The organism is Cystobacter fuscus, from assembly GCF_002305875.1.
Lineage (GTDB): Bacteria > Myxococcota > Myxococcia > Myxococcales > Myxococcaceae > Cystobacter > Cystobacter fuscus_A.
Genome location: NZ_CP022098.1, coordinates 9,831,949 through 9,856,770, shown reverse-complemented (window position 1 = coordinate 9,856,770; position 24,822 = coordinate 9,831,949). Strand labels below are relative to the sequence as shown.

General features: G+C 70.6%; 21 protein-coding genes. 15 read left to right on the top strand and 6 right to left on the bottom strand.

The features are described 5' to 3' along the window. The first annotated feature begins 2 nt into the window (after positions 1-2). The 3 genes from CYFUS_RS39895 (at position 3) to CYFUS_RS39885 (ending at position 9,661) form a co-directional block, all read left to right on the top strand. On the top strand, positions 3-6,677 hold the full coding sequence (locus tag CYFUS_RS39895; RefSeq protein WP_095989963.1) for a non-ribosomal peptide synthetase: 6,675 nt from the start codon (positions 3-5) through the stop codon (positions 6,675-6,677). Between the two features lie 5 nt (positions 6,678-6,682). Continuing rightward, the gene (locus CYFUS_RS39890) at positions 6,683-8,641 is read left to right on the top strand and encodes an alpha/beta fold hydrolase (protein ID WP_198316303.1); all 1,959 of its coding nucleotides are present in this window, start codon (positions 6,683-6,685) and stop codon (positions 8,639-8,641) included. A gap of 129 nt (positions 8,642-8,770) precedes the next feature. After that, positions 8,771-9,661 (top strand): hypothetical protein, encoded by an 891-nt coding sequence (locus CYFUS_RS39885; protein ID WP_095989961.1) that lies wholly within the window; start codon positions 8,771-8,773, stop codon positions 9,659-9,661. A gap of 25 nt (positions 9,662-9,686) precedes the next feature. Here CYFUS_RS39885 and CYFUS_RS39880 read toward each other — a convergent pair whose 3' ends face one another. The 4 genes from CYFUS_RS39880 to CYFUS_RS54150 form a co-directional block, all read right to left on the bottom strand. After that, positions 9,687-10,937 carry a P1 family peptidase gene (locus tag CYFUS_RS39880; protein WP_095989960.1) on the bottom strand — a complete coding sequence of 417 codons (1,251 nt, stop codon included), beginning with the start codon at positions 10,935-10,937 and terminating at the stop codon, positions 9,687-9,689. Between the two features lie 167 nt (positions 10,938-11,104). After that, positions 11,105-11,392 carry a hypothetical protein gene (locus CYFUS_RS39875; RefSeq protein WP_095989959.1) on the bottom strand — a complete coding sequence of 96 codons (288 nt, stop codon included), beginning with the start codon at positions 11,390-11,392 and terminating at the stop codon, positions 11,105-11,107. A 92-nt stretch (positions 11,393-11,484) separates the two neighbouring features. Next, positions 11,485-12,780, bottom strand: a complete 1,296-nt coding sequence (gene fliB / locus CYFUS_RS39870) for a flagellin lysine-N-methylase (RefSeq protein ID WP_095989958.1) — start codon at positions 12,778-12,780, stop codon at positions 11,485-11,487. Positions 12,781-12,828: 48 nt separating this feature from the next. After that, on the bottom strand, positions 12,829-14,532 hold the full coding sequence (locus CYFUS_RS54150) for a S8 family serine peptidase (RefSeq protein ID WP_095989957.1): 1,704 nt from the start codon (positions 14,530-14,532) through the stop codon (positions 12,829-12,831). A gap of 167 nt (positions 14,533-14,699) precedes the next feature. Between CYFUS_RS54150 and CYFUS_RS39860 the strand changes: the two genes are divergently transcribed. Then, a complete protein-coding gene (locus CYFUS_RS39860) occupies positions 14,700-15,149 on the top strand; it encodes an inorganic diphosphatase (RefSeq protein ID WP_002626879.1) in 450 nt (149 codons plus the stop codon). Here CYFUS_RS39860 and CYFUS_RS39855 read toward each other — a convergent pair. Next, the gene (locus CYFUS_RS39855) at positions 15,130-16,845 is read right to left on the bottom strand and encodes a DUF885 domain-containing protein (protein WP_095989956.1); all 1,716 of its coding nucleotides are present in this window, start codon (positions 16,843-16,845) and stop codon (positions 15,130-15,132) included. The two genes, CYFUS_RS39860 and CYFUS_RS39855, sit on opposite strands and share 20 nt — an antisense overlap. 243 nt (positions 16,846-17,088) lie before the next feature. Between CYFUS_RS39855 and CYFUS_RS39850 the strand changes: the two genes are divergently transcribed. Further along, entirely contained in the window at positions 17,089-17,478 is a 390-nt protein-coding gene (locus CYFUS_RS39850) for a response regulator (RefSeq protein WP_095989955.1), read from the top strand. 6 nt (positions 17,479-17,484) lie between these two features. On the opposite strand, the gene CYFUS_RS39845 is transcribed toward CYFUS_RS39850, so the two are convergent. Continuing rightward, positions 17,485-17,811 carry a PilZ domain-containing protein gene (locus CYFUS_RS39845; protein ID WP_095989954.1) on the bottom strand — a complete coding sequence of 109 codons (327 nt, stop codon included), beginning with the start codon at positions 17,809-17,811 and terminating at the stop codon, positions 17,485-17,487. A 224-nt stretch (positions 17,812-18,035) separates the two neighbouring features. Here CYFUS_RS39845 and CYFUS_RS39840 point away from each other — a divergent pair, with 224 nt between their 5' ends. The 10 genes from CYFUS_RS39840 (at position 18,036) to CYFUS_RS39795 (ending at position 24,791) form a co-directional block, all read left to right on the top strand. Further along, a complete protein-coding gene (locus CYFUS_RS39840) occupies positions 18,036-18,488 on the top strand; it encodes a hypothetical protein (RefSeq protein WP_095989953.1) in 453 nt (150 codons plus the stop codon). A 9-nt stretch (positions 18,489-18,497) separates the two neighbouring features. Continuing rightward, positions 18,498-18,995, top strand: a complete 498-nt coding sequence (locus CYFUS_RS39835; protein WP_095989952.1) for an ATP-dependent helicase HrpB — start codon at positions 18,498-18,500, stop codon at positions 18,993-18,995. An 11-nt stretch (positions 18,996-19,006) separates the two neighbouring features. After that, positions 19,007-19,801 (top strand): flagellar M-ring protein FliF, encoded by a 795-nt coding sequence (locus CYFUS_RS39830; RefSeq protein WP_095989951.1) that lies wholly within the window; start codon positions 19,007-19,009, stop codon positions 19,799-19,801. A 2-nt stretch (positions 19,802-19,803) separates the two neighbouring features. Beyond that, positions 19,804-20,313, top strand: coding sequence for a hypothetical protein (locus tag CYFUS_RS39825; RefSeq protein ID WP_095989950.1), 510 nt, complete (start codon positions 19,804-19,806; stop codon positions 20,311-20,313). 113 nt (positions 20,314-20,426) lie between these two features. Next, positions 20,427-21,584 carry a type III secretion system cytoplasmic ring protein SctQ gene (sctQ, locus tag CYFUS_RS39820; RefSeq protein WP_232537080.1) on the top strand — a complete coding sequence of 386 codons (1,158 nt, stop codon included), beginning with the start codon at positions 20,427-20,429 and terminating at the stop codon, positions 21,582-21,584. Positions 21,585-21,592: 8 nt separating this feature from the next. Beyond that, entirely contained in the window at positions 21,593-21,997 is a 405-nt protein-coding gene (locus CYFUS_RS39815) for a flagellar biosynthetic protein FliO (protein ID WP_095989948.1), read from the top strand. Further along, the gene (sctR, locus tag CYFUS_RS39810) at positions 21,994-22,719 is read left to right on the top strand and encodes a type III secretion system export apparatus subunit SctR (RefSeq protein WP_095989947.1); all 726 of its coding nucleotides are present in this window, start codon (positions 21,994-21,996) and stop codon (positions 22,717-22,719) included. Before CYFUS_RS39815 ends, sctR begins: the two co-directional genes overlap by 4 nt. Before the next feature lie 4 nt (positions 22,720-22,723). Further along, positions 22,724-22,993 carry a flagellar biosynthetic protein FliQ gene (locus tag CYFUS_RS39805; protein WP_095989946.1) on the top strand — a complete coding sequence of 90 codons (270 nt, stop codon included), beginning with the start codon at positions 22,724-22,726 and terminating at the stop codon, positions 22,991-22,993. After that, positions 22,990-23,784, top strand: coding sequence for an EscT/YscT/HrcT family type III secretion system export apparatus protein (locus CYFUS_RS39800; RefSeq protein WP_095989945.1), 795 nt, complete (start codon positions 22,990-22,992; stop codon positions 23,782-23,784). The genes CYFUS_RS39805 and CYFUS_RS39800 overlap by 4 nt, the downstream gene beginning before the upstream one ends. After that, positions 23,781-24,791, top strand: coding sequence for an EscU/YscU/HrcU family type III secretion system export apparatus switch protein (locus tag CYFUS_RS39795; RefSeq protein ID WP_095989944.1), 1,011 nt, complete (start codon positions 23,781-23,783; stop codon positions 24,789-24,791). The genes CYFUS_RS39800 and CYFUS_RS39795 overlap by 4 nt, the downstream gene beginning before the upstream one ends. The last annotated feature ends 31 nt before the right edge of the window (positions 24,792-24,822 follow it).

Genomic DNA, 24,822 nt, shown 5'->3' with positions numbered 1-24,822 from the left:
CGATGATTGAACGAAGCAATATCCAGAACCTCGTCGCCCTCTCGCCCATGCAGGAGGGCCTCCTGTTCCACGCGCTCTACGAGCAGGGAGACGCCTATTTCGAGCAGGCGTTGATCCGGGTCGAGGGGGCGCTCGATGTGGACTGCTTCGAGCGGGCCTGGAACGAGCTGCTGCGCCGGCACGAGGCGCTGCGCACCGTCTTCGTGGTGAAGAACGTCCCCCGGCCGCTCCAGGTGGTGCTCAAGGAGCGCAAGCTGCCCTTCATCTACCGGGACGTGTCCGGGTGGGGCGAGGAGGCGCGGCGCGCGGCGCTCGAGTCCTACCGGCACGAGGACCTGGGCCACAAGTTCGACCTGAGCCGCGAGGTGCTGCTGCGCGTGGGGCTCTTGAAGGTGGCCCCCACGGTGCACCTGATGGTGCTCAGCTTCCACCACATCCTCATGGATGGGTGGTGCCAGGACATCCTCCTGCGCGAGCTGCTCACCCTCTACCATGCCCTGGTCCAGGGCCGGCCCTCGCCGCTGCCCGCGCTGGCGACCCCCTTCCGCCGATACGTGAAGTGGCTGGAGCAGCAGGACCGCGCGGGCGCGCTCGCCTTCTGGGAGCGCTACCTCGAGGGCTACACCCAGGCGGTGCATGTGGCCCAGGCACCGGGCGCGGACCCCGCCTCCGAGCCCATCGAGCGCCACGGCTTCGAGCTGTCGCGCGAGAAGACGACCGCGCTGGTGGAGCTGGCGGCGCGTTGCGGGGTGACGCCTGGGACACTGGTGCAGGTGGCCTGGGGCACCCAGCTGTGCGCGTCCCGGGGCGTGCGCGACGCGGTCTTCGCCACCACCGTGTCCGGCCGTCCCGCCGAGATCGAAGGCGTGGAGGACATCGTCGGGCTGTTCATCAACGCCGTGCCCACCCGGCTGCGGCTGCGCGAGGAGGAGAGCTGGAAGGAACTGCTGCGCCGGGTTCAGCGCGAGCTGGCCGAGGGCTCGCCCTACCACTACTGCCCCCTCGCCGAGGTGCAGGCCCAGACGCCCCTCAAGCGTGGGTTGCTCGATCACATCCTCGTCATCGAGAACTACCAGCGCGAGGACGAGGCGAGCCTGCGCGCCCGGGAGCACCAGTCGGGCCTGCGCTTCGAGCAGGTGGAGATCCTCGAGCGCACCAACTACCCGCTCACGCTCCAGGTGCACCTCGGCGCGCGCTGGGGCTTTGGCTTCCAGTTCCAACCCGCCCGTGTGAGCCGGGAGGAGATCCTCGCCATCCAGCGGCGGCTGGAAGCGGTGCTGGACGCCGCGCTGCGCCTGGAGGAGCCCGTGGGCCCGGTCCTGGAGGCGCTCGCCCCCCGCGTGGCCGCCAGGCCCGCCGCCAAGGCCCTGCGCGTGGTGCTCGCCGCGACCTTCACCGCCGAGCCGGTACGGCCCTTCCTCGACTGGTGGTGCGCCCAGGCCTCCCTGCCCGTGCAGGTGGAGTTCGCGCCCTACAACCAGGTCTTCCAGCAACTGCTGGATCCCTCCAGCGCCATGGCGCGCAACCCGGGCGTCAACGTCCTCCTCGCGCGCTGCGAGGACTGGGTGCGCGATGCCGTGGACTTGTCGGACGAGGAGCGGCTGGCGCACCTGTCCACGACCTTCGAGCGCTTCGTGTCCGCCCTCGAGTCCCAGCCCGCCGAGCGCTCCACCCTGGTGGCCTTGCTGCCCGTCACCGGCCAGTACGCGCGCAACGCCCGGGAGCGGCAGCTGCTGGAGTCGCTCGGCCAGCGGCTCGCCGAGGTCGTGGCCCGCGTGCCCACGCTGCGCGCGTTGGACCTCACGCGGCTCGCCGAGCACTACGCGCTGGAGGAGGTGGTGGATGCCCGCCAGGACCAGGCCGGTCACATCCCCTTCACCGAGGCGTGCTTCGCGGCCCTGGGCACGGAGATCGCCCGCGCCGTGCGCGCCCTGCGCCACGAGCCCTTCAAGGTCATCGCGGTGGATTGCGACAACACCTTGTGGCGCGGCGTGTGTGGCGAGGATGGCGCGCTGGGCGTGGAGGTGGACGCCGGGCACCGCGCGCTTCAGTCCTTCCTCGTGGAGCGGGTGCGCGAGGGCTTCCTCGTGGTGCTGTGCAGCAAGAACGTGGAGCGCGACGTCTGGGAGGTCTTCGACAAGAACCCCGGCATGCTCCTGACGCGCCAGCACGTGGCGGCCACGCGCATCAACTGGCAGCCCAAGTCGGACAACCTCCGCGAGCTGTCGCGCGAGCTGGGCCTGGGACTCGACAGCTTCCTGTTCCTCGATGACTCGGGCGTGGAGTGCGAGGAGGTGCTGGGCGCCTGCCCCGAGGTGTTCACCGTGCGTGTGCCCGCGGACGCCGCGGCGCTGCCCGGCGTGCTCGCCCACCTCTGGGCCTGCGATGTGTGGCGCGCCACCGAGGAGGACCGGCGTCGTACGGAGATGTACCTCGCGGAGAGCCAGCGCGAGCAGGAGCGCCGCTCGACAGGCTCGCTCGAGACATTCCTCTCCAGTCTGGAGCTGCGTGTGTCGCTCACCCGCGTGGGCTCCCACCAGCTCGCGCGCGTGGCCCAGCTCACCCAGCGCACCAACCAGTTCAACCTGAGCACCCGCCGCCGTGGTGAGGCCGAGGTGGCACGGCTGCTGGAGGAAGAGGGGACGAGCACCCTCTGCGTCACCGTGAGCGACCGCTTCGGGGACTATGGACTGGTCGGCGTGGTGTTCGCCCGCGCCGAGGGCCGCGCCCTCTTCCTCGACACCTTCCTCTTGAGCTGCCGGGTGCTCGGCCGGGGCGTCGAGGACGCGATCCTCGCCGCGCTCGGTGGCATCTGCCGCGAGCAGGGGCTGGAGCGGCTCCAGGCCTTCTTCGTGCCCACGGCCCGCAACGAGCCCTTCCGCGAGTTCCTCGCGCGCCTGCCCTGGGCGCTCGAGGCCGAGCGCGAGGGAGGACAGCTCTACTCGCTCCCCCTCGAGGCCCTGCCACCCGCGCCCCCCCATGCCCGGTGCGAGCTGAACGTGCACGAGGCCCTGCCCGTGCTCCAGGAAGAGGCCAGCTCCGTGGCCCCGCCAGAATCCCCCGTGGCCCCAGCGCCGGTGGCTCCCGCGGTCCGGGCGCGTGCCGGGTGGTCGGACGGGGAGCGGGCGTGGATCGCCGCCCGCGCGGAGGACACGCGCCTGCCACGCCGCTTCCACTACCTGCCCCTGCTGCATGGCTCGGGCGCGCGCCTGCTCGCCCTGCCCGTGGAGCCCACGGCCTCGCGACCCGCGACCCGGGCCTCCACGCCGCCGCGCACCCGCGTGGAGCTGGCCCTGGCGGCCGTCTGGCGCGACCTGCTGCGCGGCAGCGAGCCCGGCGCCGAGGATGACTTCTTCGCCCTGGGCGGTCAGAGCCTCAAGGCCGTCCAGTTGCTGTCGCGCATCCACCGCGACCTGGGCGTGGAGGTGACGCTCAAGGAGATCTTCGAGCATCCGACCCTGGCGGCCCTCGCCCGGCTCATCGAGCGTGGGGAGCGGAGGGCTTCCCGCCCCATCCCCCGGGTGCCCCCGGCGCCCCACCACCCGCTCTCCTCCGCGCAGCGCCGGCTCTGGGCGCTGGAGCACCTGCAGGGTGATGCCTCGGCCTACGTCATGTCCGGGGCCGTGGAGATCCGCGGCGAGGTGGACGCTCGTGCGCTCGAGGCGGCCTTCCAGCACCTCATCGCCCGTCACGAGGTGCTGCGCACCGCCTTCCTCCTCGTGGGCGCCGAGCCCCGTCAGGTCGTCCTGCCCGAGGTGCCCTTCCATCTCGAGCAGGTGGATCTCTCCGGGCCTGGCTCGCGCGAGGAGCGCCTGGCGGCCGCCCACGCCCGGGTGGAGCGCGAGGCGGCGACCTCCTTCGATCTCACGCGCGGGGGGCTGCTGCGCGCCGTGCTGCTGCGTCTGGAGCCCACCCTCCACGTGTTCGTGCTCAGCCTGCACCACCTCATCGGGGATGGCTGGTCCCATGGCGTGCTGCTGGAGGAGGTCGCCGCGTGCTACCGCGCCCTGCGCCGCGGGGAAACGCCGACGCTCGAGGCGCTCGAGGTGCAATACAAGGACTTCGCTGCCTGGCGGGAGGAAGAGCTGCGCGGGCCGGACGTGCGGCCGCATCGCCAGTATTGGCTCGAGCGACTGGGCGGAGAGGTCCCCGTGCTGGAGCTGCCCACGGATGGGCCGCGGCCCGCGGTGGCCTCGTTCCGGGGCGAGACGCACCGCATGGAGCTGGATCGGGCGCTGACCGAGGGGCTGTACGCGCTCTGCCGCCAGCAGGGCGTGACGCTCTTCATGGCGCTGCTGGCCGCGCTGCGCACCCTGGTGTTCCGCTACACCGGTCAGCAGGACATCGTGCTGGGGACGGTGGTGGCCGGACGGGCCCACCCCGCGTTGCAGCGGCAGGTGGGCCCCTATCTCAACGTGCTCGCCCTGCGTGAGACGTTGGAGCCCGGGGAGTCCTTCGTCCAACTGCTGCGCCGCGTCCGTCAGGGCACGCTCGACGCCTTCGAGCACCAGGACTACCCCTTCGACACGCTGGTGGAGGAGCTGCGACTCACGCGCGACCCCAGCCGCTCGCCCCTCTTCGACGTGATGCTGGTGGTGCAGGACGGAGAGCGACCCGCGCCCGAACTGGAGGGCGCCCGGCTGCTGCCCTTCGGCGGGGAGTCCGGCGCGGGCAAGTTCGATCTCACCCTCAACGTCACCCCCCTCGCGGGGACGGTGGAGATCCGCATCGAGTACCGCCCGGACCTGTTCTCCGAGGCGCGGATCGCCCGCATGGCGGGGCACCTGCGCACGCTGCTGCGGCATGCCGTGCGCGAGCCCCTGCGCGCCCTGAGCGGGCTGGAACTGCTCACGCCCCCCGAGCGCGCCCTGCTCCTCGCTCCCCTCTCGAGCGCTCCCCGGGATGAGCGGCTCGAGTCCACGCTGCCCGAGCTGTTCGAGCGCCAGGTGCGCGCCACGCCGGACAACGTCGCGGTCATCCACGGCCAGCAGCGGCTCACCTACGCGCAGCTGGACCGGCTCGCCACGGCCATCGCCTGGCATCTGCGCGGCACGCTGGGCCTGGAGGAGGGCCGCGTCGTGGGGGTGATGGTGCCCCGGGGCCTCGACTCCACCGCCGCGCAGCTCGGCCTCCTGAAGGCGGGCTGCGTGTACCTGCCGCTCGAGCCGGAGTTGCCCGAGGCGCGCCTGCGTCACATGCTCACCGACAGCCGGTGCGCGGCCCTCCTCACCGATGCGAGCGGCATGACCCGGCTGGGGCCGCTGGAGGGCGTCGCGCGAGTGGACCTGCGCGAGCTGGGTCCGGACGCGCGAGCCGCGGGCCCCGAGCGCACTCGCCGCGCGGGAGACGCGGCGTACATCATCTACACCTCGGGCTCGACTGGCCTCCCCAAGGGCGTGGAGTGCCATCACCGGGGGTTGATCAACACCGCGCTCGAGCAGATCTCGGGCTTCCACATCGAGCCGGCGAGCCGGGTGTTGCAGTTCGCCTCGTTGGCGTTCGATGCGTCGATGTCGGAGGTGTGGACGGCGTTGCTGTCTGGAGCGGCGCTGGTGGTGGCGGGGCGGGAGGTGATCGAGGACACCTCGGCCTTCACCGCCTACCTCGAGCAGCATCAGGTGTCCGTGGCCACGTTGCCGCCGGTGTACCTGAACACGCTGGAGAGGCACGAATTGCCGAGCGTGAAGACACTGGTGACGGCGGGAGAAGCACCCAACGAGCAGGACGCGAGGCACTACGCGGCGCGCAAGCGCTACGTCAACGCGTACGGGCCGGCGGAGTGCTCGGTGTGCGTGACGATGCACGAGGTGAAGGAGGGGGAGAGGGGGCCCATCGCGGTGGGGAGGCCGCTGAGGAACGTGGGGGTGGTGGTGGTGGACGGAGCGCTCAACGCGCTGCCGGCGGGGGTGGTGGGAGAGGTGTGCGTGAGCGGGGTGGGGGTGGCGAGGGGCTACGTGGGGAGGGAGGAGCTGACGGGGGAGAGGTTCGTGGAGCACGCGGAGTACGGGCGTGTGTACCGGACGGGGGACAAGGGGAGGTGGAGGGAGGACGGGACGCTGGAGTACGTGGGGAGAGGGGACGAGCAGGTGAAGGTGAGGGGCCAGCGGGTGGAGCTGGAAGAGGTGAGGCGCAAGCTGCTGGAGCACGCCGGAGTGGAGGAGGCGGTGGTGGTGGCGAGGGCGGGAGGGCGGGGGGTGGAGTTGGAAGGCTTCGTGGTGGGAGCGGGGGTGAAGGCGGAGGAGGTGAGGGGCTGGCTGGGGCAGGCGCTGCCGGCGGCGATGGTGCCCGCGAGGCTGAGGGTGGTGGAGCAACTGCCGCTGACGAGCAACGGGAAGGTGGACAAGAAGGCGCTGCTGGAGCTGGGGGAGCAGGAGGAGGAGCGGGAGGAGGAGGAGCGGGGAGAGCAGAGGGGGCCGGCGACGAAGCAGGAGGAGGTGCTGGCGAGGGTGTGGAGGGAGGTGCTGGGAAGGCAGCAGGTGGGGTGGAGCGAGAGCTACTTCGAGTTGGGGGGAGACTCCATCAAGGCCATCCGGATGGCGGCGAGGCTGAGGCAGGAGGGGTGGAGGCTGGAGGTGAGGCAGGTGTTCATGCACCCGAGGCTGGAGGAGATGGCGAGGCAGTTGAAGCAGGAGGGAGGGGGGAGCAGAGGCAGGAGGCGAGGGGAGAGGTGGAGCTGACGGGGGTGCAGAGGTGGTGGGCGGGGAAGGTGAAGGGGGAGGAGCGCAACCACTTCAACAACGCGGTGATGATGAAGGTGGAGGGGAGGGTGGAGGAGGAGGCGCTGAGGAAGGCGCTGGAGAAGGTGGGAGAGGAGCACGAGGCGTTGAGGCTGAGGTGGAAGCAGGAGGGAGGGGAGCTGAAGCAGGAGTACGCGGGGAGGGAGGAGGCGAGGCAGTTGGGAGAGGGGATGGTGAAGGGGGAGGTGAAGGGGGAGGAGTGGAGGGAGGAGTTGGAGGAGGAGGCGGAGCGGCTGCAGAGGAGCCTGGACCTGGAGAAGGGGCCGGTGGCGAGGCTGGGGCTGTATGGGACGCCGGAGGGGCAGAGGGTGGTGTGGGTGGTGCACCACGTGGCGGTGGACGCGGTGTCGTGGGGCGTATTGGTGGAGGACCTGGCGAGTGCGTACAGGGAGTACCTGAAGGGGCAGGAGCCGGTGTTGCCGGCGAGGACGGCGTCCTTTCAGTCCTGGTCCCTCGCCCTGCGCCGCTACGCCGCGAGCGCCGAAGTCGCCGCCGAGGAACCTTATTGGACTGCCGTGGACGCGCAGGTGCGCGGCCTGGAGCCGCTGCCCCTGCGACGCACCGGCGAGCCCTCGCGAGAGGCCGTCCATGAGGCTGCCCTGAGCGAGGAGGAGACCGCTCAGCTTCAGCTCGTGGCGGGACAGCTCGGTGCGCTCGGCATGGAGGGCCTGCTCGTCACCGGGCTCGCGCGCGCCTTCCATGCCTGGACGGGCACTTCCCAGCTCGCGCTCGCCATGGAGGGTCATGGCCGTGATGCCCCCGTGAGCGAGCTGGATGTGAGCCGGACCGTGGGCTGTTTCACCTCGCTCTATCCCGTGGTCATCGGCCTGCCGCCCGAGACCCACGCTCGGGAGCAGATGCGCTCGGTGTTGCGCACCCTTCGAGGTGCCTCCCGGCGCGGTCCGTCCTACGGCCTGCTGCGCTTCCTGTCTCCCCAAACGCGGGGAGGGCTCCGGCTCGAGGCCGAGCCGTCCATCGGCTTCAACTACCTGGGCGAGAGTCCGCGCGGCGAGTCCCTGGGGGTCTTTTCCGAGGTGGACGAGAGCACTGGCGCGCGTCGTGCGCGGCTGCGCCCGCTGGAACTGGACCTGCTCGTGCGCAACGGACGGCTGCGCATGCGGCTGGCCTACTGCGCGGGCGCGTTCGCCGAGGCCGCCATGCACGCGCTGTGCGAGGGCACGCTGCGCGAGGCCCTGGCGCTTGCACGGCACCTGTCGTCCGAGGCGCTCGCCCCCGAGCGCATCCGCCTCTACCTGCTACCCTTCGCGGGTGCGAGCGCGAGTTCCTATGCGCCACTCGAGTGGGGCCTGCCGCGAAACATCGAGGTGGTCCCGGTGGAGATCCCCGGCCGGGGCGCCCGCGCCACGGAGCCGCCCCTCGAGAGCATTGGCGACATGGCGGCGTTCGTGCTTGAGCGCATCCGCGCCGATGGCAGCGGTCCCTATGCCCTCTTTGGTCACAGCATGGGAGCGCTGTTGGCCTATGAGGTGGCGCGCGGTGCGGGCACCACCGGGCTGGGCGAGCCCCATCACATCTTCTGCAGCGGTATGGGCGCGCCGTGGCGGCTCCCCCCGCGCGCCGGCCTGCCTTCGGACGCGGAGCTGCTGTCCCACGCGGGCCCGCGGAAGGTCTCCAATCAGGACGAAGGCTCTCGGCTTCTGGCGATGCTCCGGGCCGATGTCGGGGCGGTCAATCACTACCACTACCAGCCGGGCCGGGCCCTGAGCGCGCCCTTGACAATCCTGGCGGGTGCCGAGGAAGGCATCTCGGACGCGGATATGCTCGCATGGAAGGACGTCACCCGGGGTGCGTTCTCGGCCCGGCGTTTCGCGGGCAACCACCTGTTCATCCTCGAACATGCCTCCCACATCGGTCGACTCATCTCAGACATGCTTTCGGAGTAATCCAAAGTGCCCACTGGTTTTGAACACATCTGGGAACTCTCCGCTCAAGATCGGAGGCTCTCCTCCCGGAGAGCGAACAAGGCACGAGCCGCGAGGGATGCACGGGGACCCGAGCAGTTCGCCCAGGCCATGCGCGGCTCCAAGGAGGATGGCAAGGCCTTCTCGTGCAGGATGACCCAGGCCTGGGTCACCGAGGTGTTCGAGGGGTTGGAGACGCAACACACCGAATACAAGCACGACGATGGCGTTGACGGCTCCAAGGCTGGATACCGGGTCGTTCGGGGGGACGAGTTACACGGATTCTTCCAAGGGTGCGCGGAGAGCGAGGCGACGGTCATCCATCACCTGCGCCACACGGGCACGGAAGATCATGCCTTCACCATCGAGCAACTTCCTCGCCTCCAGGGCTATCGCATCTACCAGAGCTATGGGGGGGCCTACAGCCTGCGCGCGTGGCTCTCCAACACCACCCACGGTCTCTTCGCGGAGGACACGGGGGAGATCATCGTGTGGAAGCAACTCCACGCGGAGGTCAACGACGAGCTGGCGAAGCTCAGCGGGGGACGGGCCTCGCTCGCCCACCTCGACGCCCTTCCCGACGAATTGAAGATCCTCCGCCCGTATTGCGAATTCGTGCGCGACTATGACAAAGCGCAAATCATGGCGAACTTCGAGCGGTCCTGGTCTCGCTATGGTCAAGGCCGTGTCCTCACCCAGGCGGAGTTCTTCGACGACTACCTCGTCAAGCAGGCCAGACTCGAGACATACTTCCGTCAACACGACCACCAACGAACCCCGTTCCCCAGGGATATCTGGGACACGTGGATCGAGCTCCATGCATGTCCCACCTCCCTCCATTTCCTGCAGCTCCCGCATGAGCTGATCACGGATCTGTCCATGCCGGGCCGCGACTACCGGTTGGAGATCCTGGACGTGGTCCTTCCCGCGGATGAAGAGGCCGTGAAGGCTGCCTGTGCGGCGAATGCGCGCCTCCTCCACGACGCGCTCGGGGAGCCGTGATCGGAGGGTCCCAGGCGCGGACTTGTCAGCGCGCGCGCCGTCCATACTTGCGCATCGCCTGAAGGAGCCGGTCGTGTGGCAGGGCGAACACCCGGACGCCATCGGCTCCCGTCTGGGTGCGAGCGGCGAGCAGGGCATTGAGAATGGCTTCCTGGGTGGCCTGCACCGTGGCCTCGAAGAGCGGATTCAAACGCGCGTTGTCTAGCGAGCCCACCTGGGCCACCTGGCCGCTGGAGGCCGGCGTCACCGGCTGGGTGGAGAACGCCAGGAAGATATCCCCCGAGGAGTTTTCTCCCAGGCCCCCCATCTTCCCGATGGCGAGCGGCACACGACGGGCGATGCGTCCCAACTGGTGCGGCAGCAGCGGCGCGTCCGTGGCCACCAGGACGATGATGGAGCCCATGCCTTCGGACGCGTTCCGGGGCGACATCTCCGTGCGCTGCGCGCAGGGCTTCATGCCCTGCGCGAACCGGGAGCCAGGGAGCGTGTCCCCCGTGTAGCAGGCCTGGAGGTCCTTGAGCTCCTCGCCCACCGGCACCCCCTCGACCGTGAACAAGGAACGGCGGCCGTAGTTGGCCTGCACCAACACACCGAGGGTATAACCCCCCATGGCCTCCGGCAGCCGACGAGAGGCCGTTCCAATACCGCATTTGAAGCCATGGCACGTCATCCCCGTGCCCCCCCCGACATTCCCCTCGGCCACCGGGCCGCTGCTCGCCCCGTCGATGGCGCGCCACGCGTGCTCCGCCTTCACGTGGAAACCATCCACGTCATTGAGCAGGCCGTCATAGGTCTCCGCGACCACGGGCAGCCCCAACTCCCACGCCGCGCCATGCTGGACGCCCCACGCCACGACCGCGTCGCGCACCGCCCCCACGCTGTTCGTGTTGGTCAGCATCACGGGTCCCGTGAGCAGGCCAGACTCACCCACCCAGTGCGAGCCCGTCATCTCTCCACTGCCATTGAGGGCATGGATGGCGGCGAACACGGACTCGGTGACGCGGGCACGGCCCCGGGGCAGCACCGCGGTCACGCCCGTGCGCACGGGACCCTCGCCCACCACTCGCTTGCCCTCGCCGGAAATGAGCGTCACCTGCCCCACCTCCACTCCGGGCACGTCGGTGATCGCATCCAGCGGCCCCGTCTGGCCGCCAAAGGTGATGCCCAGCGTACGCGCCCTGGGGCCGGTCGGGGCGGAGGCGTCCTCCTTCGACGGATTCGGGGATGCCCCCCACAGAAACAACGCGGTGAGACGGCTGGCGAGAAGAAGAGTCATGGTGAGCGGCAATCTATCCCTTGCCGGCTCTACGAACCCACCGCCCGCGCGAAGCGGAGAGGAGCACGTCTCGTGCGCCAGACGGCACTCCGTGGTGTAGCCCACGCGTGGGGCCACACCGCCTTGGATTCTTGGCGTGGCGCTCGGAGGGGAGGGATGCGTGGGCGTCAGTAACAGAAGCTGTTGCAGTACGGCGCGCCGTTGGGCTGCGTGCAGCAGATCTGGCTGGAAGACGGACACGCGCCGTTGACGCAGCGGGGGCGGCAGAGGCCCTCGCCCGGGCTGTTCGGCAACCAGGCACAGGTCGTGGTGCTGGGGCAGGCGCCGGTGTCGTACTCACAGGCGAGTCCCTGTTGGGTGCTCCCGAGTACTTCCGATTCCTGCGCGGCGTCGTTCGTACCGCAAGCCGTCAGGCCGAGAGTGCACAGCGCCACAACACACAGAAGTCGTCGCATGGGAACCTCCAGTTGGTGGAACGAGGAGTGCTGGATTATGCGGTCGGCGAGAGGAGCGCGGCAATCCGGGGTCCAATCCGCGGCATCGTGGCTCAGAACGAGGCGAAGACGAGCACCTTGCCCAGGGTCTCCGCGCCACGTCCCGTCCCCACGAGCCCCTCGGTGAGTGAGAGGAATTCCGGGGACTGCTCCACGTGCTTGGCCACGGTCTGCACGGTCTCCACCACCGCCCGCTCCAATGACTCCAGTGCCTCGGGGGACGAGGGCTCCTCGAGGAGCGCCACGACCTTGGGGTGCCCCATGAGCATCAAGCGGACGAGTCCCACCCGCAGGGCCACGCGGAACACGTATGCGAGCAGGCTCGGGAACTCGGTGAACGACGTGCGCCACAGGAAGTGGGCGACGTAGTGGTGGAAGTATTGGGTGAGCCGTGGGCCTTGCGCCGCGTTCAGGGCCTGCCACCGCCGCGTGTAGAGGCTCCAGGCCGCGTCCAGGTCTCCCGGCCCCCCTTCCTCCAGTCCGAGCGACTCCAGGACGCTCCGCCCCCACTCCCGGACGCGACCTCCCCGGGCCGCCATGCGTGCCTTCACCACCGAGGTGAACAGACCCACGCAGGGGCCACCGGGCAGGGCCAGTCCGCTGAACTCCTGGTGCACCGCCTCGTGCGCCTCCCAGGCGTCGAAGCGCTGGAGGGCCTCGCTCAAGCGGGCCTCGGCCCCGGCGCGCGTCTCCTCCCGAAAGGCGTCCGTTCCCCGGAAGTAGAAGTCATCCACCGCGTAGGCGAGCTGCCCGAGCAGGACGAGCCGGGTGGCGAGCGGGTGCTCCTCCCGGTCCAGCAGCCGTAGCAGCGCCGCGCGGACGGGTTCGGCGTGGAAGGTGTAACCCTCCGCCGGATCCCGGCTCAGGTGACTGACCGCCTCGGGGCGGGGGATGAGGGGCGAGGGGAAGGGCTGGGACTCGGGCCGCATCGCGTCCTGTGCGAGCAGGCTCAAGCGCACCACCTCGGGGCAGGCCAGGGAGCCGGAGAGTTCCCAGTGGCCCTCCCTCGCGGTGACGACGCGCGGAAAGGTGGCGCAGACATCCGGCAGCGCGCCCTCGCCATGGTCGCGCTGGAGCGCGCACATCCGCTGGGGATCGAGGAAGGCGCAGGTGCCATCCGGGTGCATCGGCAGGAAGGGCGTCTGCCCGGTGCCCTCGTCCGACTCCGGGCCGGCGCTCCGGCGCAGGTGCTCCGCCTGGGCTGGATGAGCGGCCAGGGCGGGTTGCATCCGCCGCGCGTCGGACGGGCTCACGGGGATCTTCAAGCCCGCGCAGCAGGTGTCCTCGCAGCGCTCCGCGATGCAGCGGAAGCGCGTCATGTAGCGCGGCAGGGTGAGCTCGGTGGGCATGGGCGCGGGGAAGTCTACCCCGTTCCCAGCCCCATCTCCGAGGTGGGCTCAGGGCAGGGACTGGATCCCACCGAGCGCATCGAGGGCGGCCCGAGCCCGGACGAGTCCATGGCCGTAGCGGGGGTCATGGCCCGGTGCTCCCAGGTCCAGGGCGCTGCGCTCCAGCAGGTCGCGCACCTCGCTGGCCGTCATCGTCGGACGGGCGCTCCAGACGAGCGCCGCCACGCCGGCCACGTGGGGCGCGGCCATGGAGGTGCCCATGAACCGGGCGTAGTCCACGCCCGTGAGGTTCACGTGCACCTGCTTGCCCAGGCTCTTGAGCACGGCCGCCCGGGACTCGCGCCCCACGGAGAGCGAGGGCACCCATGTCTGCCCCGGCCCCTCCAGGCTCATCTGCCAGGACTGGGTCTCGGACTCGCTCATGCCGAAGACGATGGCGCGCGCGCCCTGCTCCATCACGTTGCGCGCGACGCGGGACACCGTGGCGCCCGGCTCCAGCCGCACGTAGGCCACGAAGCCGTCGCACGTGCCGCCCTGGCACCCCTGGGCCTCGCCGTTGCCGCAGTCGACGAGTTCCCCGGTGAACTCGCCCGCGGGCGCGAAGAAGAGCGAACGCGAGGCATGGCGCTGGGAGCCCGCGTCGAGCTCCGAGATGGTGTTGCCCCGCAGGCTGATGGCGGACAGCACGTCCACGCCCGGTGCCACGAGGCTCAAGCCCTTGCCTCCGTTGGAGAAGGTCGCCACCTCGGCGCGCGAGTCCACGGCCCCCACGGCCAGGACGGACGGGTAGGCGGAGGGGTAGTTGAGCGGTGCCTCGTGGTTGGGGGTACCGTCATTGCCCGACGCGGCGATGATGAGCATTCCCGCGTCGCGCGCGGCCTGGAACGCGTCCCGGGCGGTGACGCCCATGTCCATGGGCGCTCCGAGCGACAGCGTGGCCACGTGCGCCTTCTTGCGCTGGCACCACTCGAGCGCGGAGAGCACGTTGCTGATGGAGGCGCGCTCGTGCACGTTGAGCACCCGGGCGACGAGCAGCTCCACGCCGGGGGCCACGCCCACCATGCCGTCGCGGCTCATGCCCGGCCAGGTGGTGCCACCCGAGGCGAGCTGGGCCGCGATGATGCCCGCCACGTGCGTGCCGTGGCCGAGCCCGCGCACGCCCCCGCTCTCGTCGCTCGGGTCGTCGTCGTTGTCCACGAAGTCGTGGCCGTCCACGTAGGGCAGGCTCAGCTCGGGATGCCGCCGGTCGATGCCGCTGTCGATGATGCACACCCGGATGCCCGCGCCGGTGGGGGCTCCCCGGTCGAGCACTCCGTCCTCGTTGACGTCCCACACCCGTGGGCCCTGCACGAGCCGCAGCGACTCGGTGTACTCCCCCACGGAGCCGGTGCTCATGGGCTCGCCGAGCGCGCGCAGCTCCAGGTCCGGCTCGATGCGCTCCACGGAGGGATCCTCGGCGAGCCGGGAGATTTCCTGGGGGGTCAGGCGGGCGGCCACGGCCGGGGTGAGCTGGTAGTGGGCCGTCACGGAGACACCCAACTGCCGCGTCACGGAGGCGCTCTGGCGCAAGCCGGGGCGGTAGCGCACGAGCACGGCCTGGCGGTCATCACGGGCCAGGGAGGTGAGCGCGCCGGACACGGTGTGCTCCGTCTTGTCCACGCACCTGTTCTGACTCTGGGGCGAGATACCCGCCTCCGGGTCCGCGCACGCCATCAGTCCCACCAGCCCGACTACCGCCCATCCCCGGATCATCGCCCCTCCAGCTCTCCCGATAGGAGGGATGTGGGCAGGGGGAGGCTACCTGCCTAGGGGGGCGGCGCTTCCGGACGGAGGGGACGTGCCCGGAAGCACAGAGTGGCCGGGGGGAACGTGGACGGGTGAACAGCTCCGGCCCCTGGCCGTCGTGCTACACCGCTCGGGTGTCCGAGTTCTCCTTGCCTCCCGGGCTGCCGAGCGAGCCCGAAGTCCTGATCGAATCCCCCCGGGGTTCGGTGGTGAAGCGGCGCGCGGATGGGAGCGTGGATTTCATCTCCCCGCTGCCCTGTCCCTACAACTACGGCTGTGTTCCCGGGCTGGACTCGGGGGATGGGGATCCACTGGACGTGGTGGTCCTGGGTCCGCGGCTGCGCCGGGGAGCGCGCCTGCGGGTGCCGGTGGTGGGGGTGATTGGATTTCTCGACGCGGGGTGCGCCGATCCCAAGGTCATCTGCAGCACGCGGCCCCTGCGCCCGGTGGACCGCTGGGGCCTGGCGGCCTTCTTCCACACCTACGCCCTCTTCAAGCGGGGGCTCTATCTCGTCCGGGGCCGGCGCACCGGCGACACGCGCTACGTGGGGTGGTTGCCGGGCGTCACTCCGGGGCCAACATGAAGGAGCGCAGCTGGGCGGGGGGCACCGGGCCGAACGAGAAGAGTTCGTCGTGGAAGCCGGCCTCATCGAAGTGCTCGCCGCGCTGGCGCCGGCAATCCGCCTCCAGCCGTTCGAACTCGAGCGCGCCGAGCAGGTAGGTGATGGACTGCATGGGGATGCGCTTGAAGCGGAGGATCTCCCGTCGCGCATGGGACTCGGGCATGCCGGCGTGGTGCACGAGGTAGCGCACCGCGGCCTCGTCATCCATGCGCTCGGTGTGCAGGCCGATGTCCACCACCACGCGCACGGCGCGCAGCGCGCGGGCCACGAGCGCCGTGAGCTCCTCGGCGGTGGTGTAGAAGCCCGCGCGCCGCATGCGCTCCTCGGCGTAGGTGGCGTAGCCCTCGATGTTGAGCATGGGGCCGAAGTGGCCCCGGGCCATGGCCACGTGGTCCGTCACCAGGAGGAAGCGCACCGGGGCGGGGTGCCGGGAGAAGGCGCGCTGCCAGACGACGCTCTGCAGGAAGTGGCCGGGGATGCCCTCGTGCACCGCGAGCAGCGCCGCCCAGACGGTGGGGTGCGCGGGCGCCATGGGGGCGAGCACGAACCAGCCCACCTTGCGCGGATCCAACAGGGGCGCGGGCCAGTTGGTGCCCCGCACGTCCACCATGCCCGGGGGAAGGGGCTTGATGCCCAGCCGCAGACCCTCGGGCACGTGGAACATCCCCTGCTCGTGGACGAACTGCTCGGCGTGCGCGATGAGCTCCCGGTAGAGGGGGATGACGTCCTCGTCCCGGGCGGGATGGTGGGCCTCGAGCTGGGCGAGCAACTCACGCGCCTCGCCGAGCCCGGAGAGGGACGAGGGGGCGCCGGGCACCTCCCGGGCGACCGCGCCGGAGAGCCGGTGGAGCGCGTGCTGGGCCTGGACCAGGACGTCCTGGGCCTGGCGCACCAGCTCCTCGGGCGAGGCGGTGAGGCCGAACATGTGGCGCAGCCGCCACGCGTACTCGTCCGCGCCGAGCACGACGCTGGGGCTGGCGTGGGGGAGCACGCGCTCGCGCAGGAAGCGGTGGTGGGCGGCGAAGGCCTCGCGGGCCTCCCGGGCCGCGTGCTGGAGGGCGCGCCGTTGGTTCTCCGGCAGGAGCACGTCATGGGCTCCGGGCACCTCGGGCAGGTGCTCGAAGTAGCGGACGATGACGGGGAGCTGGTTCTCGGCGAAGTCGCGCACGGTGTACGCGTCCGGCACCTCTCCGGTGGCGAGGCCCTCGGCGAGCAGCCACTCCTGCTGCTGGAGGAAGGTGGGGATGCGCGCGGCCCGGCCGGCGATGGCCGCCCAGTCCTCGGGCGTCTCGGCCTGGCCGATCTGGTACTGCAACATCGTGTGCGGGTAGGTCGACAGCTCGAGGTTGCGCCGGTGGCCGCGCAGCTCCTCGTAGGCATGGACGTGGAAGCGGGTGACGTCGAGCATCGCCCGCCAGTCGAGCCGGGCCTCGGTGGGGAAGTGCTCCCCGGGCATCCGCTCCAGGCGCGCGAGCACGTCGCGGTGCAGGGCGTACTCGTCCCCCAGCGCCGCGGGTGACAGGTCCTTCAACCGGTCGTCCAGGTGGTGCAGCCCGAGCGTCGTGGCCTCCTCGGGCTGGGCACGCAGGTAGTACTCGAAGAACGAGGCGCGCAGCTGGACGAAGGTGTCGAGGTCGTGCGGGGGAGCCTGGCTCATGGACCTCCCACGTTAGTCATCCCCTCACGGGGAGTGAGAACGTGCCCCGGGGAGAGGGCCCGGAGTGGGGCGACGGGGTCGGGGAGTAGGATTCTCATCACCCCGCCCACATTTTTTCCACGCACCTGGGGGCAGGCGGGTAGGGGGTGCATCCGCACTGTCCGTCACCCGGGCTGGGTTGTATCCTGCCCGCCCCATCGCCGCCCCGGCAGGGACGGGGGTGCTCGCCTTCGAGTGAATCCCATGGTCGCCAATCCGCAGAATCCCTTCCACATCCTCCTGGTCGAGGACGAACCCGTCATCCGGGAACTGGTGCGTTCCATGTTGAGCGATGGGGCCGTGGAGGTGGTCTGTGCCTCCAACGGCGTCGAGGGCCTGAAGCTGGCGAAGGGCCGGCCCTTCCAGCTCATCCTGATGGACGTGGTGCTGCCCCAGCTCGATGGCATCTCGGTGTGCCGGATGCTCAAGAGTGATCCGCTGACCTCGAAGGTGCCGGTGTACATGCTCACGGCCAAGTCCAAGAAGGCGGACATGGAGAGCGCCACGCTGGCGGGGGCGGACGGCTACATCCAGAAGCCCTTCAAGGGCGCGGAGTTGATGGCGCTGGTGGAGCGGCTGCGCCAGGTGACCTGACGCGGCTCAGGGCAGGCGCGGGTGGAGGTAGCGCGCCAGCATCAGCAGGTGGTCCCAGTCCAGCTCGTCGAACTCGACCGCCACGCCGTGCGCCTCGCGGCGGACGATGGCGCAGTTCGTGGTGAGCTCCCCGACGCCGGGCAGCGGGAGCGTGAGGGTGAGCCGCTTGACGTCGTCCGGAGGGTGGCCATGCAGGAACAGGCCCGCCATGGACAGGTCGAGCGCCTTGACGAGTACCCGGCGCTCGCCGAGGTGCACGTGGACCATCCAATTGGCTTCCACGCGCGGGTGGTAGCGCCCCTGGGAACGGGTGGGGTCGGTGGGCGGCATCATTCGGAATCCTCGGGGTGCAACAGGGGACTACGACTCTGAAGCACTCCGGGGGGCTCGCAAGTTTTCGGCTGCCCGTCCGCACCATCCATTCCCGTGGACGAGGGCTCCATCCCATGGAGGCCTCCGCGAGGGTCGAAGGCTCCTGTCGCTCGGGAAGGCCGCCCCCGCGGGTTGGCATGCCGGCTGAAGAGGCCGGGCGCATTCCCAAGCGCAGGAGGCTTCACGTGGAGAACGGCAATCGGATTGGCACGCTGTCCATCACCCCGACGGTGGCGAGGCAGACGCCGAACAACGATTTCGGCGAGGTGATGGCGCGCACGGCGCGGACGGTGGTGAACACGGCGGGGGGCGTGGTGGCCGCGCTGGCACCCGGAGCCCCGGTGGTGAGCGCGGCGGTGGCGAGCGTGGGCTCGGTGGTGTCCACCTCGGCCTCGTCGGCGCGGAGCGCGGCGGTGGTGTCCGGCACGGGGGGCGTGGGGGGCACGACGGGGCAGGGAGAGCAGTGGGATCTGCTGGCGGCCCAGAAGGAGATGCAGGCCGAGGGGGCGAAGATGAACCTGGCCTACATGGAGCTGCAGAACCAGATGCAGGCGGAGAGCCGCGCGCACAACGCGGTCTCCAACATCATGAAGGTGCGCCACGACTCGGCCAAGGCGGCCATCAACAACATCCGCTAGGGGCACGTCATGGCCATCGGCAAGGTGGGAGCGGTCGGAGGGACGGGCGCCGCGTCCGCGCTGGAGCGCTCGGGCCGGGCGGGTTTCAGCCAGGTGATGGAGGGCGCGAAGGGCGCGGCCAGGCCGCCGGGCATTCCGGTGGCCACCGAGGGCGCGCCGGGCCGGGTGCCCGCGCAACGGCCCGAGGCGACGCGCGGGGTGTGCGAGGCGGGAGGCGTGGAGCGGGCCTCGGGCGGGCGGGCGGAGGTGAAGGCCGCGGGGCAGGTGGGCGCGGTGCCCGAGCCCGGACAGGCCCAGGCGGCGCGGGTGTTGGACCGGGTGGGGGAAGCACAGAGGCGGTTGGATCACATCCTGGAGCTGGCCGAGTCCGGCAGATCGTTCTCCGCGGCGGAGCTGCTCGCCTTCCAGGCCCATGTGTACCGCGCGAGCCAGGAGCTCGATCTCGCCGGCAAGGTCGTCGAGAAGGCGACCGGCGGCGTGAAGCAGATCCTCCAGACGCAGGTGTGAGGAGTCATTCCATGTTCTCGCGACGCTGTCTCTTCCTGCTGCTCGTGTGTGCCACGGGCTGTCAGGACCGCATCCAACATGGCCTGGACGAGCGCCAGGCCAACGAACTGCAGCGGGTGCTCGTCGAGCGGGGGCTCGACGCGCGCAAGGTGCCCGAGTCGGGCAAGAAGCCCACGTGGGCCATCGAGGTGACGGGGGAGCAGGGCTCGGACGCGGTGCGCATCCTCGCCGAGCTGGGATTGCCGAGGCCGCCGGAGGACGCGGGGTGTGACGTCTTCGGAGGGGGCGGCCTGGTGCGCACGCCGGTGGAGGAGCAGCTGTGCCGGGTGCGGGTGATGGAGCAGGGATTGGAGAAGACGCTACAGACGGTGGAGGGGGTGATTCTCGCGCGGGTGCATCTGGTGGTGCCCCCCGCGCCGAGGCCCGGGCAGCAACCGGTGCCGGCGAAGGCCTCGGCCCTGTTGCGCGTGGCCCCCGGTCATGCGGCGCGGCTCGAGGGGGAACGGGAGCGGCTGCGCGCGCTGCTCGCCGGAGGCGTGGAAGGACTGAGTGCCGAGGGGGTGTCACTCATGGTGGACGAGGTGTCCACGCGGGTGGTGGCGCCCGCACCGGGTGCGTCTCCGCTGACGCGGCTGCGGGTGCTGTTGGCGGTGTTGTCCCTGGTGATCACGGGGCTGTCGCTGGGGTTGTGCTGGATGACGTTGCGCCTGCGGCACCTTCAAGCCCGGGTGGAGGCGAAGCCCGCGGCGCCTTCCGCTCCCTCGCGGCCGGTGGTGGCTCCGGGGGCGGCGCGCAAGGTGGCTTGATCATGTCGGGAGGGGTCATGGTGGAGGCGCGAGGGGGGAGTACGCCGGAGTTGGAGCGGACCGTGGTGGCTCGGGGCTCGCGGAGCTCCGTGCCCGTGCGGCCTCCGTCTCGAGGAGAGGTCGAGCCGGGCTCCTCGGCCTCGTTGCCCCTGGAGGGGCTGGCGCTGGTGGCGCTGGTGTGGGGCCGGGACCGGGCGGCGGAGCTGTTCGAGGGCTTGAAGGAGTCCGACGCGGTGCGGGCCCGGGGCTACCTGGCGGGGTTCGCCGCGCTCTCCTCCGCGAGGAGACAGGCCCGGGTGGCGGTGGAGTTCGGCGTGCGGCTGGATGCCGCGGCGCGGTTGCGCGGGGTGATGGAGCAGGCGCCCGAGGCGTTGCGGCGGGAGATCTTCCGGCGGCTGCCTCCCTACCACCGCAGCCTCTTTCCCTCGCTCCAGTTGGAGCCCTCGGGGCCCGAGGCCACCGAGCGGGTGTGTGCGTTGGCCGAGCGGCTCATCCGCGAAGCCACGCGGTGAGACGGCTCGTCCCGTTTCGAGAGGCTCCCGTCCTCCAAACGGGTGATTTCACGAGCCTGGGTATTGGCACGGGCGCTGAAGGAGACAGGCCCATTCGCGGCACGGAGTGAACCATGCGAAGTCCCCCTGGAATCCATACCCAGTCCACGACCTTGAAGCCGATGGGGCTGCGTCGGCTCGGTACCCGTCGTCTGTCTCGAGCTCACGTGACGCTGCGGGAGCGTCCCCAGGCCGTGCGGTTCGCGCGGCAGGCCATGCGGGGAGTCTGCGACGTGCTGGGCCGGGAACTGGGCTGTCCGGTCCAGGTGGAGGCACGGGTGCTGGAGGCGGTGGTGATGCCGGCGACGGGGCTGGCGCACACGGCGGCATTCGCGCTGGTGGACCTGTCGGCGACGGGAGGGACGGCGGTGCTGGAGCTGGAGTCACCCGTGCTCTTCGCCGTCCTGGATCGGCTGTCGGGGGGCGTGACGAAGCGGACTCCCCTCATGGGGCTGACGCGCCTGGAGGAGGCCTCCTTCGCCTTCGTGGGCCTGTCGGTGTTGTCCGCGCTGCGGGGCCAGGGGGAGTTGCAAGGGCGCTTCAGTCCGCGTCTCACCGGGGTGACGGTGAACCGCGCGGAGGCGCTGGCGCGTCTGGATGCCCGGCAGCGCCACCTGGGCGTGGAACTGACGGTGACGGTGGGGCAGACGACCGCGGGGGGGCGGTTGGTGGTTCCGGCCAGGAGCCTCGAGAGCGCACTGAACGACCTGCCGGTGGAGCGTGACGACTCGATCGCGCCCGAGGTGTTGGCGGCGCGGCTGGCCGTTCATTTCCGGGTGGGGTGCTCCACCCTGTCGCGCGAGGCGTTGGCCACGTTGGGAGTGGGGGACGTCATCCTGTTCGCGGGGCTGTGCTGGTCGGGCACGAGCCTGCGGGGTCCCGGGCGGCTGCTGTTGCGTGGCTTGGAATGTGGGGGGGAGTTCGCCCCCGAGGGTTTCACGTTGAACCGCGTCCTCGGACGCGGACTTCTCCAGGAGTCGGACATGGTGACCGCGGTGCATGAGCGGAGCGAGGGCCTTCCCCCGCTGCCGGTGGATGTGGAGATCGAGCTGACGCGGATGACGATGTCGCTCTCGGAGCTCGCGGCATTGAAGCCGGGGGCGTTGCTGCCGTTGCGCGTCAGCGCCAGCGAGCCCGTGCTGTTGCGCGTGGGGGACCGGGCGGTGGCGCGGGCGGAGCTGGTGGACATCGAGGGCGAGGTCGGGGCCCGTATCCTCTGCCTGCTGCCGTGAGCGCGCCGATGAAGACCTGGTGGACCTCGGTATCGCCGCGTATCCGGCTGCTCCTGGCGCTCGGGCTCGTGCTGGGCCTGGCGGGGGTGGCGCAGTGGAGGGATGCGTCCGTGACCTCGCTGGCGCGGGCGTTGTTGGGCGGCCTGGCCCTGGCGGTCCTGGGCGGGTGGCTGATGTACCGAGGGCGTGCCGGGGACGGGTTCTCGCGCACCGAGCCGCTGCGGGTGGTGTCCCGGACCGGCTTGTCGCAGCGCTGTGGGCTGGCGTTGGTGGAGGTGGAGGGGAGCCGCTACTTCGTGGTGTTTGGCGATTCCTTCGCGGAGATCCGTCCGGCACGTGCACCCGTGCGCGTGAAGTCCCGGTCGCGCCGACGCGCGGTGGCTGATGCCGCGGTCGAGGAGCCGCTGTCATGAGGAGCGCGTGGCTCGTGGGGGGGATGCTCGTGCCCGGAGTTGCCTCGGCGGCGGAGCCCTCCCTGTCGCAGATGTCCTTCGCGGGCACACCGCTGTCGATGATGGGGATGTTGGCGGTGATGTCCCTGCTGCCCTTCGCGGTGTTGATGCTGACGAGTTTCTCGAAGATCGCCGTGGTGTTGTCCCTGGCGCGCTCGGCCATGGGGACGCAGCAAGCCCCGCCGACTCTCGTGCTCACGGGGCTCGCCGCGGTGTTGTCGGGGCACATCATGGCGCCCGTCATGGAGCGCATGTACGACGCGGGGCTGGCCGTCTACGAGGACATGGGCTCTGGCGCGCGGATCCTCGAGGGCGCGGGGAAGGTGATGGAGCCGCTGCGTGCCTTCCTGATCAAGCACGGCAGTCCGGAGGAGCGTGCCCGGCTCGTGGAGCTGGCTCGTGAGCTGCGCCCGCCCGAGGAGGCGGAGCGGGTCCACGAGGAGAGCCTGTTCGTGGTCGTTCCCGCCTTCGTCCTCACCGAGCTGAAGGAGGCATTTCAAATCGGCTTCCTCGTCTTCCTTCCGTTCCTGGTGCTGGACATGGTCGTCGCCAACGTCCTGCTCGCCCTGGGAATGCAGTCCCTGTCGCCGAGTCAGGTGAGCCTGCCCTTCAAGATCCTCCTCTTCGTCGCGGTGGATGGCTGGTCGCTGCTCGCGCGCGGCCTCATCCTCGGCTACCGGTGATGCCATGACCCAGGACGTGTTGCTTTCCCTGGGCCGGGAGGCCCTCCTGCTGATGGTGCTCGCGTCCCTGCCACCCATTGGCGCGAGCCTGGTGGTGGGCTTCCTGATGAGCCTCTTCCAGGCCACCACGCAGTTGCAGGAGAGCACGCTCACGGTGGTGCCCAAGCTGTGCGCGGCGGTCCTGGCCCTGGTGGTGGCCGGGCCGTGGATCGCCGGCCAGCTCACGCTCTTCACGCATCGGATCCTGAGCTTCATCGCGGAGGTGGGCGGATGAGGTGGGAACTGCTTGGGGGGTGGTTCGAGTCCTGGGGGCCAGACGTGGTGGCGGTGGCCTTGTGCTCCGCGCGGCTGTTGCCAGTGGCCTTTCTCTGCCCGTTGCTGGGAGGACAGGCGGCGCCGACGACGGTGAAGCTCGCGCTGGTCCTGAGCCTCGCCCTCTTCCTGCATCAGGAGGCGGGAGTGTCCCTGTCCACGCCCGTGACGTCGCCCGTGCATCTGGCCGCGCTGACGATGAAGGAACTCACTTATGGGGTGTCGCTGGGCTTGGTCGCGGCGCTGCCCTTCGACGCGGCGCGGATGGGAGGCCGTTTCATCGACCTGTTCCGGGGCACGTCCGCGGAGGCGAGCCTGCCTGTCACGGGGTCTCGCGAATCCGCTACGGGAGACGCGCTCCACCCGCTGCTCGTGGGGATGGTGATCACGGGAGGGCTCATGCCCGTGGTGCTGTCGGGGCTGGTGCGGGGATTCGGCTGGGTTCCCCTGGGGGCGTACGTGCCCGGGGAGGGGGCGGTGTTGCTTGTCGTGGGGCTCGCGGGAGGGGCCATGGCCACGGGATTGGCGATCGGGGCGCCGGTGGCCGCGGCGGTGATGGCGGTGGACTGCCTGGTGGGACTCGTGTCGCGCGCCGCGCCCCAGGTGAATCTCCAGGACATGGGGGCTCCCCTGCGCATCCTCGCGGGAGGCGCCCTGCTGTGGCTGGGCGTGGGGTTGTTCTGTGAGCGGCTGCTCGCGGGCTTCCTCGAAGTGGAGGACGCCTTGTTCCAACTGGCGGAGATGGCGCGGTGAGCGGGAAGACGGAGCAACCTTCGGCGAAGCGTCTGCGCGAGGCGCGTCGGCAGGGACGGATCCCGCGCAGCCGCCTGCTGTCCTCCAGCGTGGTGACGCTGGGGGGCTTCTGGACCCTGTCCGTCGTGGTTCCCCTCGGCTTCACCCGGCTGAAGGCGTGGACGGCCCGGTTGATGCTGCACCAGGAGTCCGCGGGTGCGCTCGAGGAGGCGGGAGTCCTGCTGCTGCTCCTGGTGGGTCCCCCGCTCGGGAGTGCCTGGCTGGCGTCCCTCGCGGTGTCCGTGGCCACGGTGGGGCTCGAAGTGAACGCGGACCACGTGGTGCCGAAATGGGAGCGCGTCAATCCCCTGGCGGGCTTGAAGAAGCTGTTCAGCGTGAGACCGCTCATCGAACTGGGCAAAGCACTGCTCGTGGCGGTGGGCGTGGGGTGGCTGGTGTGGAGCGAGGCCGTGGAGGCGGGGCCGGACGTGCTGCGCTCCGTCTGGTTGACGGGCACGTTGGGCCTGGAGCACGGCGTGAAGCGGTTGGCTCCGCTCGTGCTGCGGCTCGCATGGGTGCTCGTGGTCCTGGGCGTGGGGGACTACGTGCTCGCGCGCCGGAGGCACCTGAAGGACTTGATGATGACGCGCGAGGAGGTGAAGCGCGAGCACAAGGAGAGCGAGGGAGATCCCCATCACAAGAGTCAGCGGCGGGCGCTCCATCGACAGTTCGCGGCGGGGGGGCCGGCGCGTGGGGTGGGCAAGGCGAGTGTCGTGGTCGTCAACCCCACGCACCTCGCGGTCGCGCTTCGCTATGCGCCGGAGGAGTGCGAGGCGCCCTACCTCGTCGGCAAGGGGCGCGAGGCGGACGCGCTCGAGTTGAGGCGTGAGGCCGAGCGGCTCGGCGTTCCCGTGGTGCGGGACGTGCCACTGGCGCGCAGCCTCGTGCACTACGACGTCGGGGAGGAGATCCCCGAGGAATTGTATCAGGCCGCCGCGGCGGTGCTCCGGGTGGCGCGGGAGCCGTAGGGGTGGAGGACCCTCCACGAAAGGCAGAGAG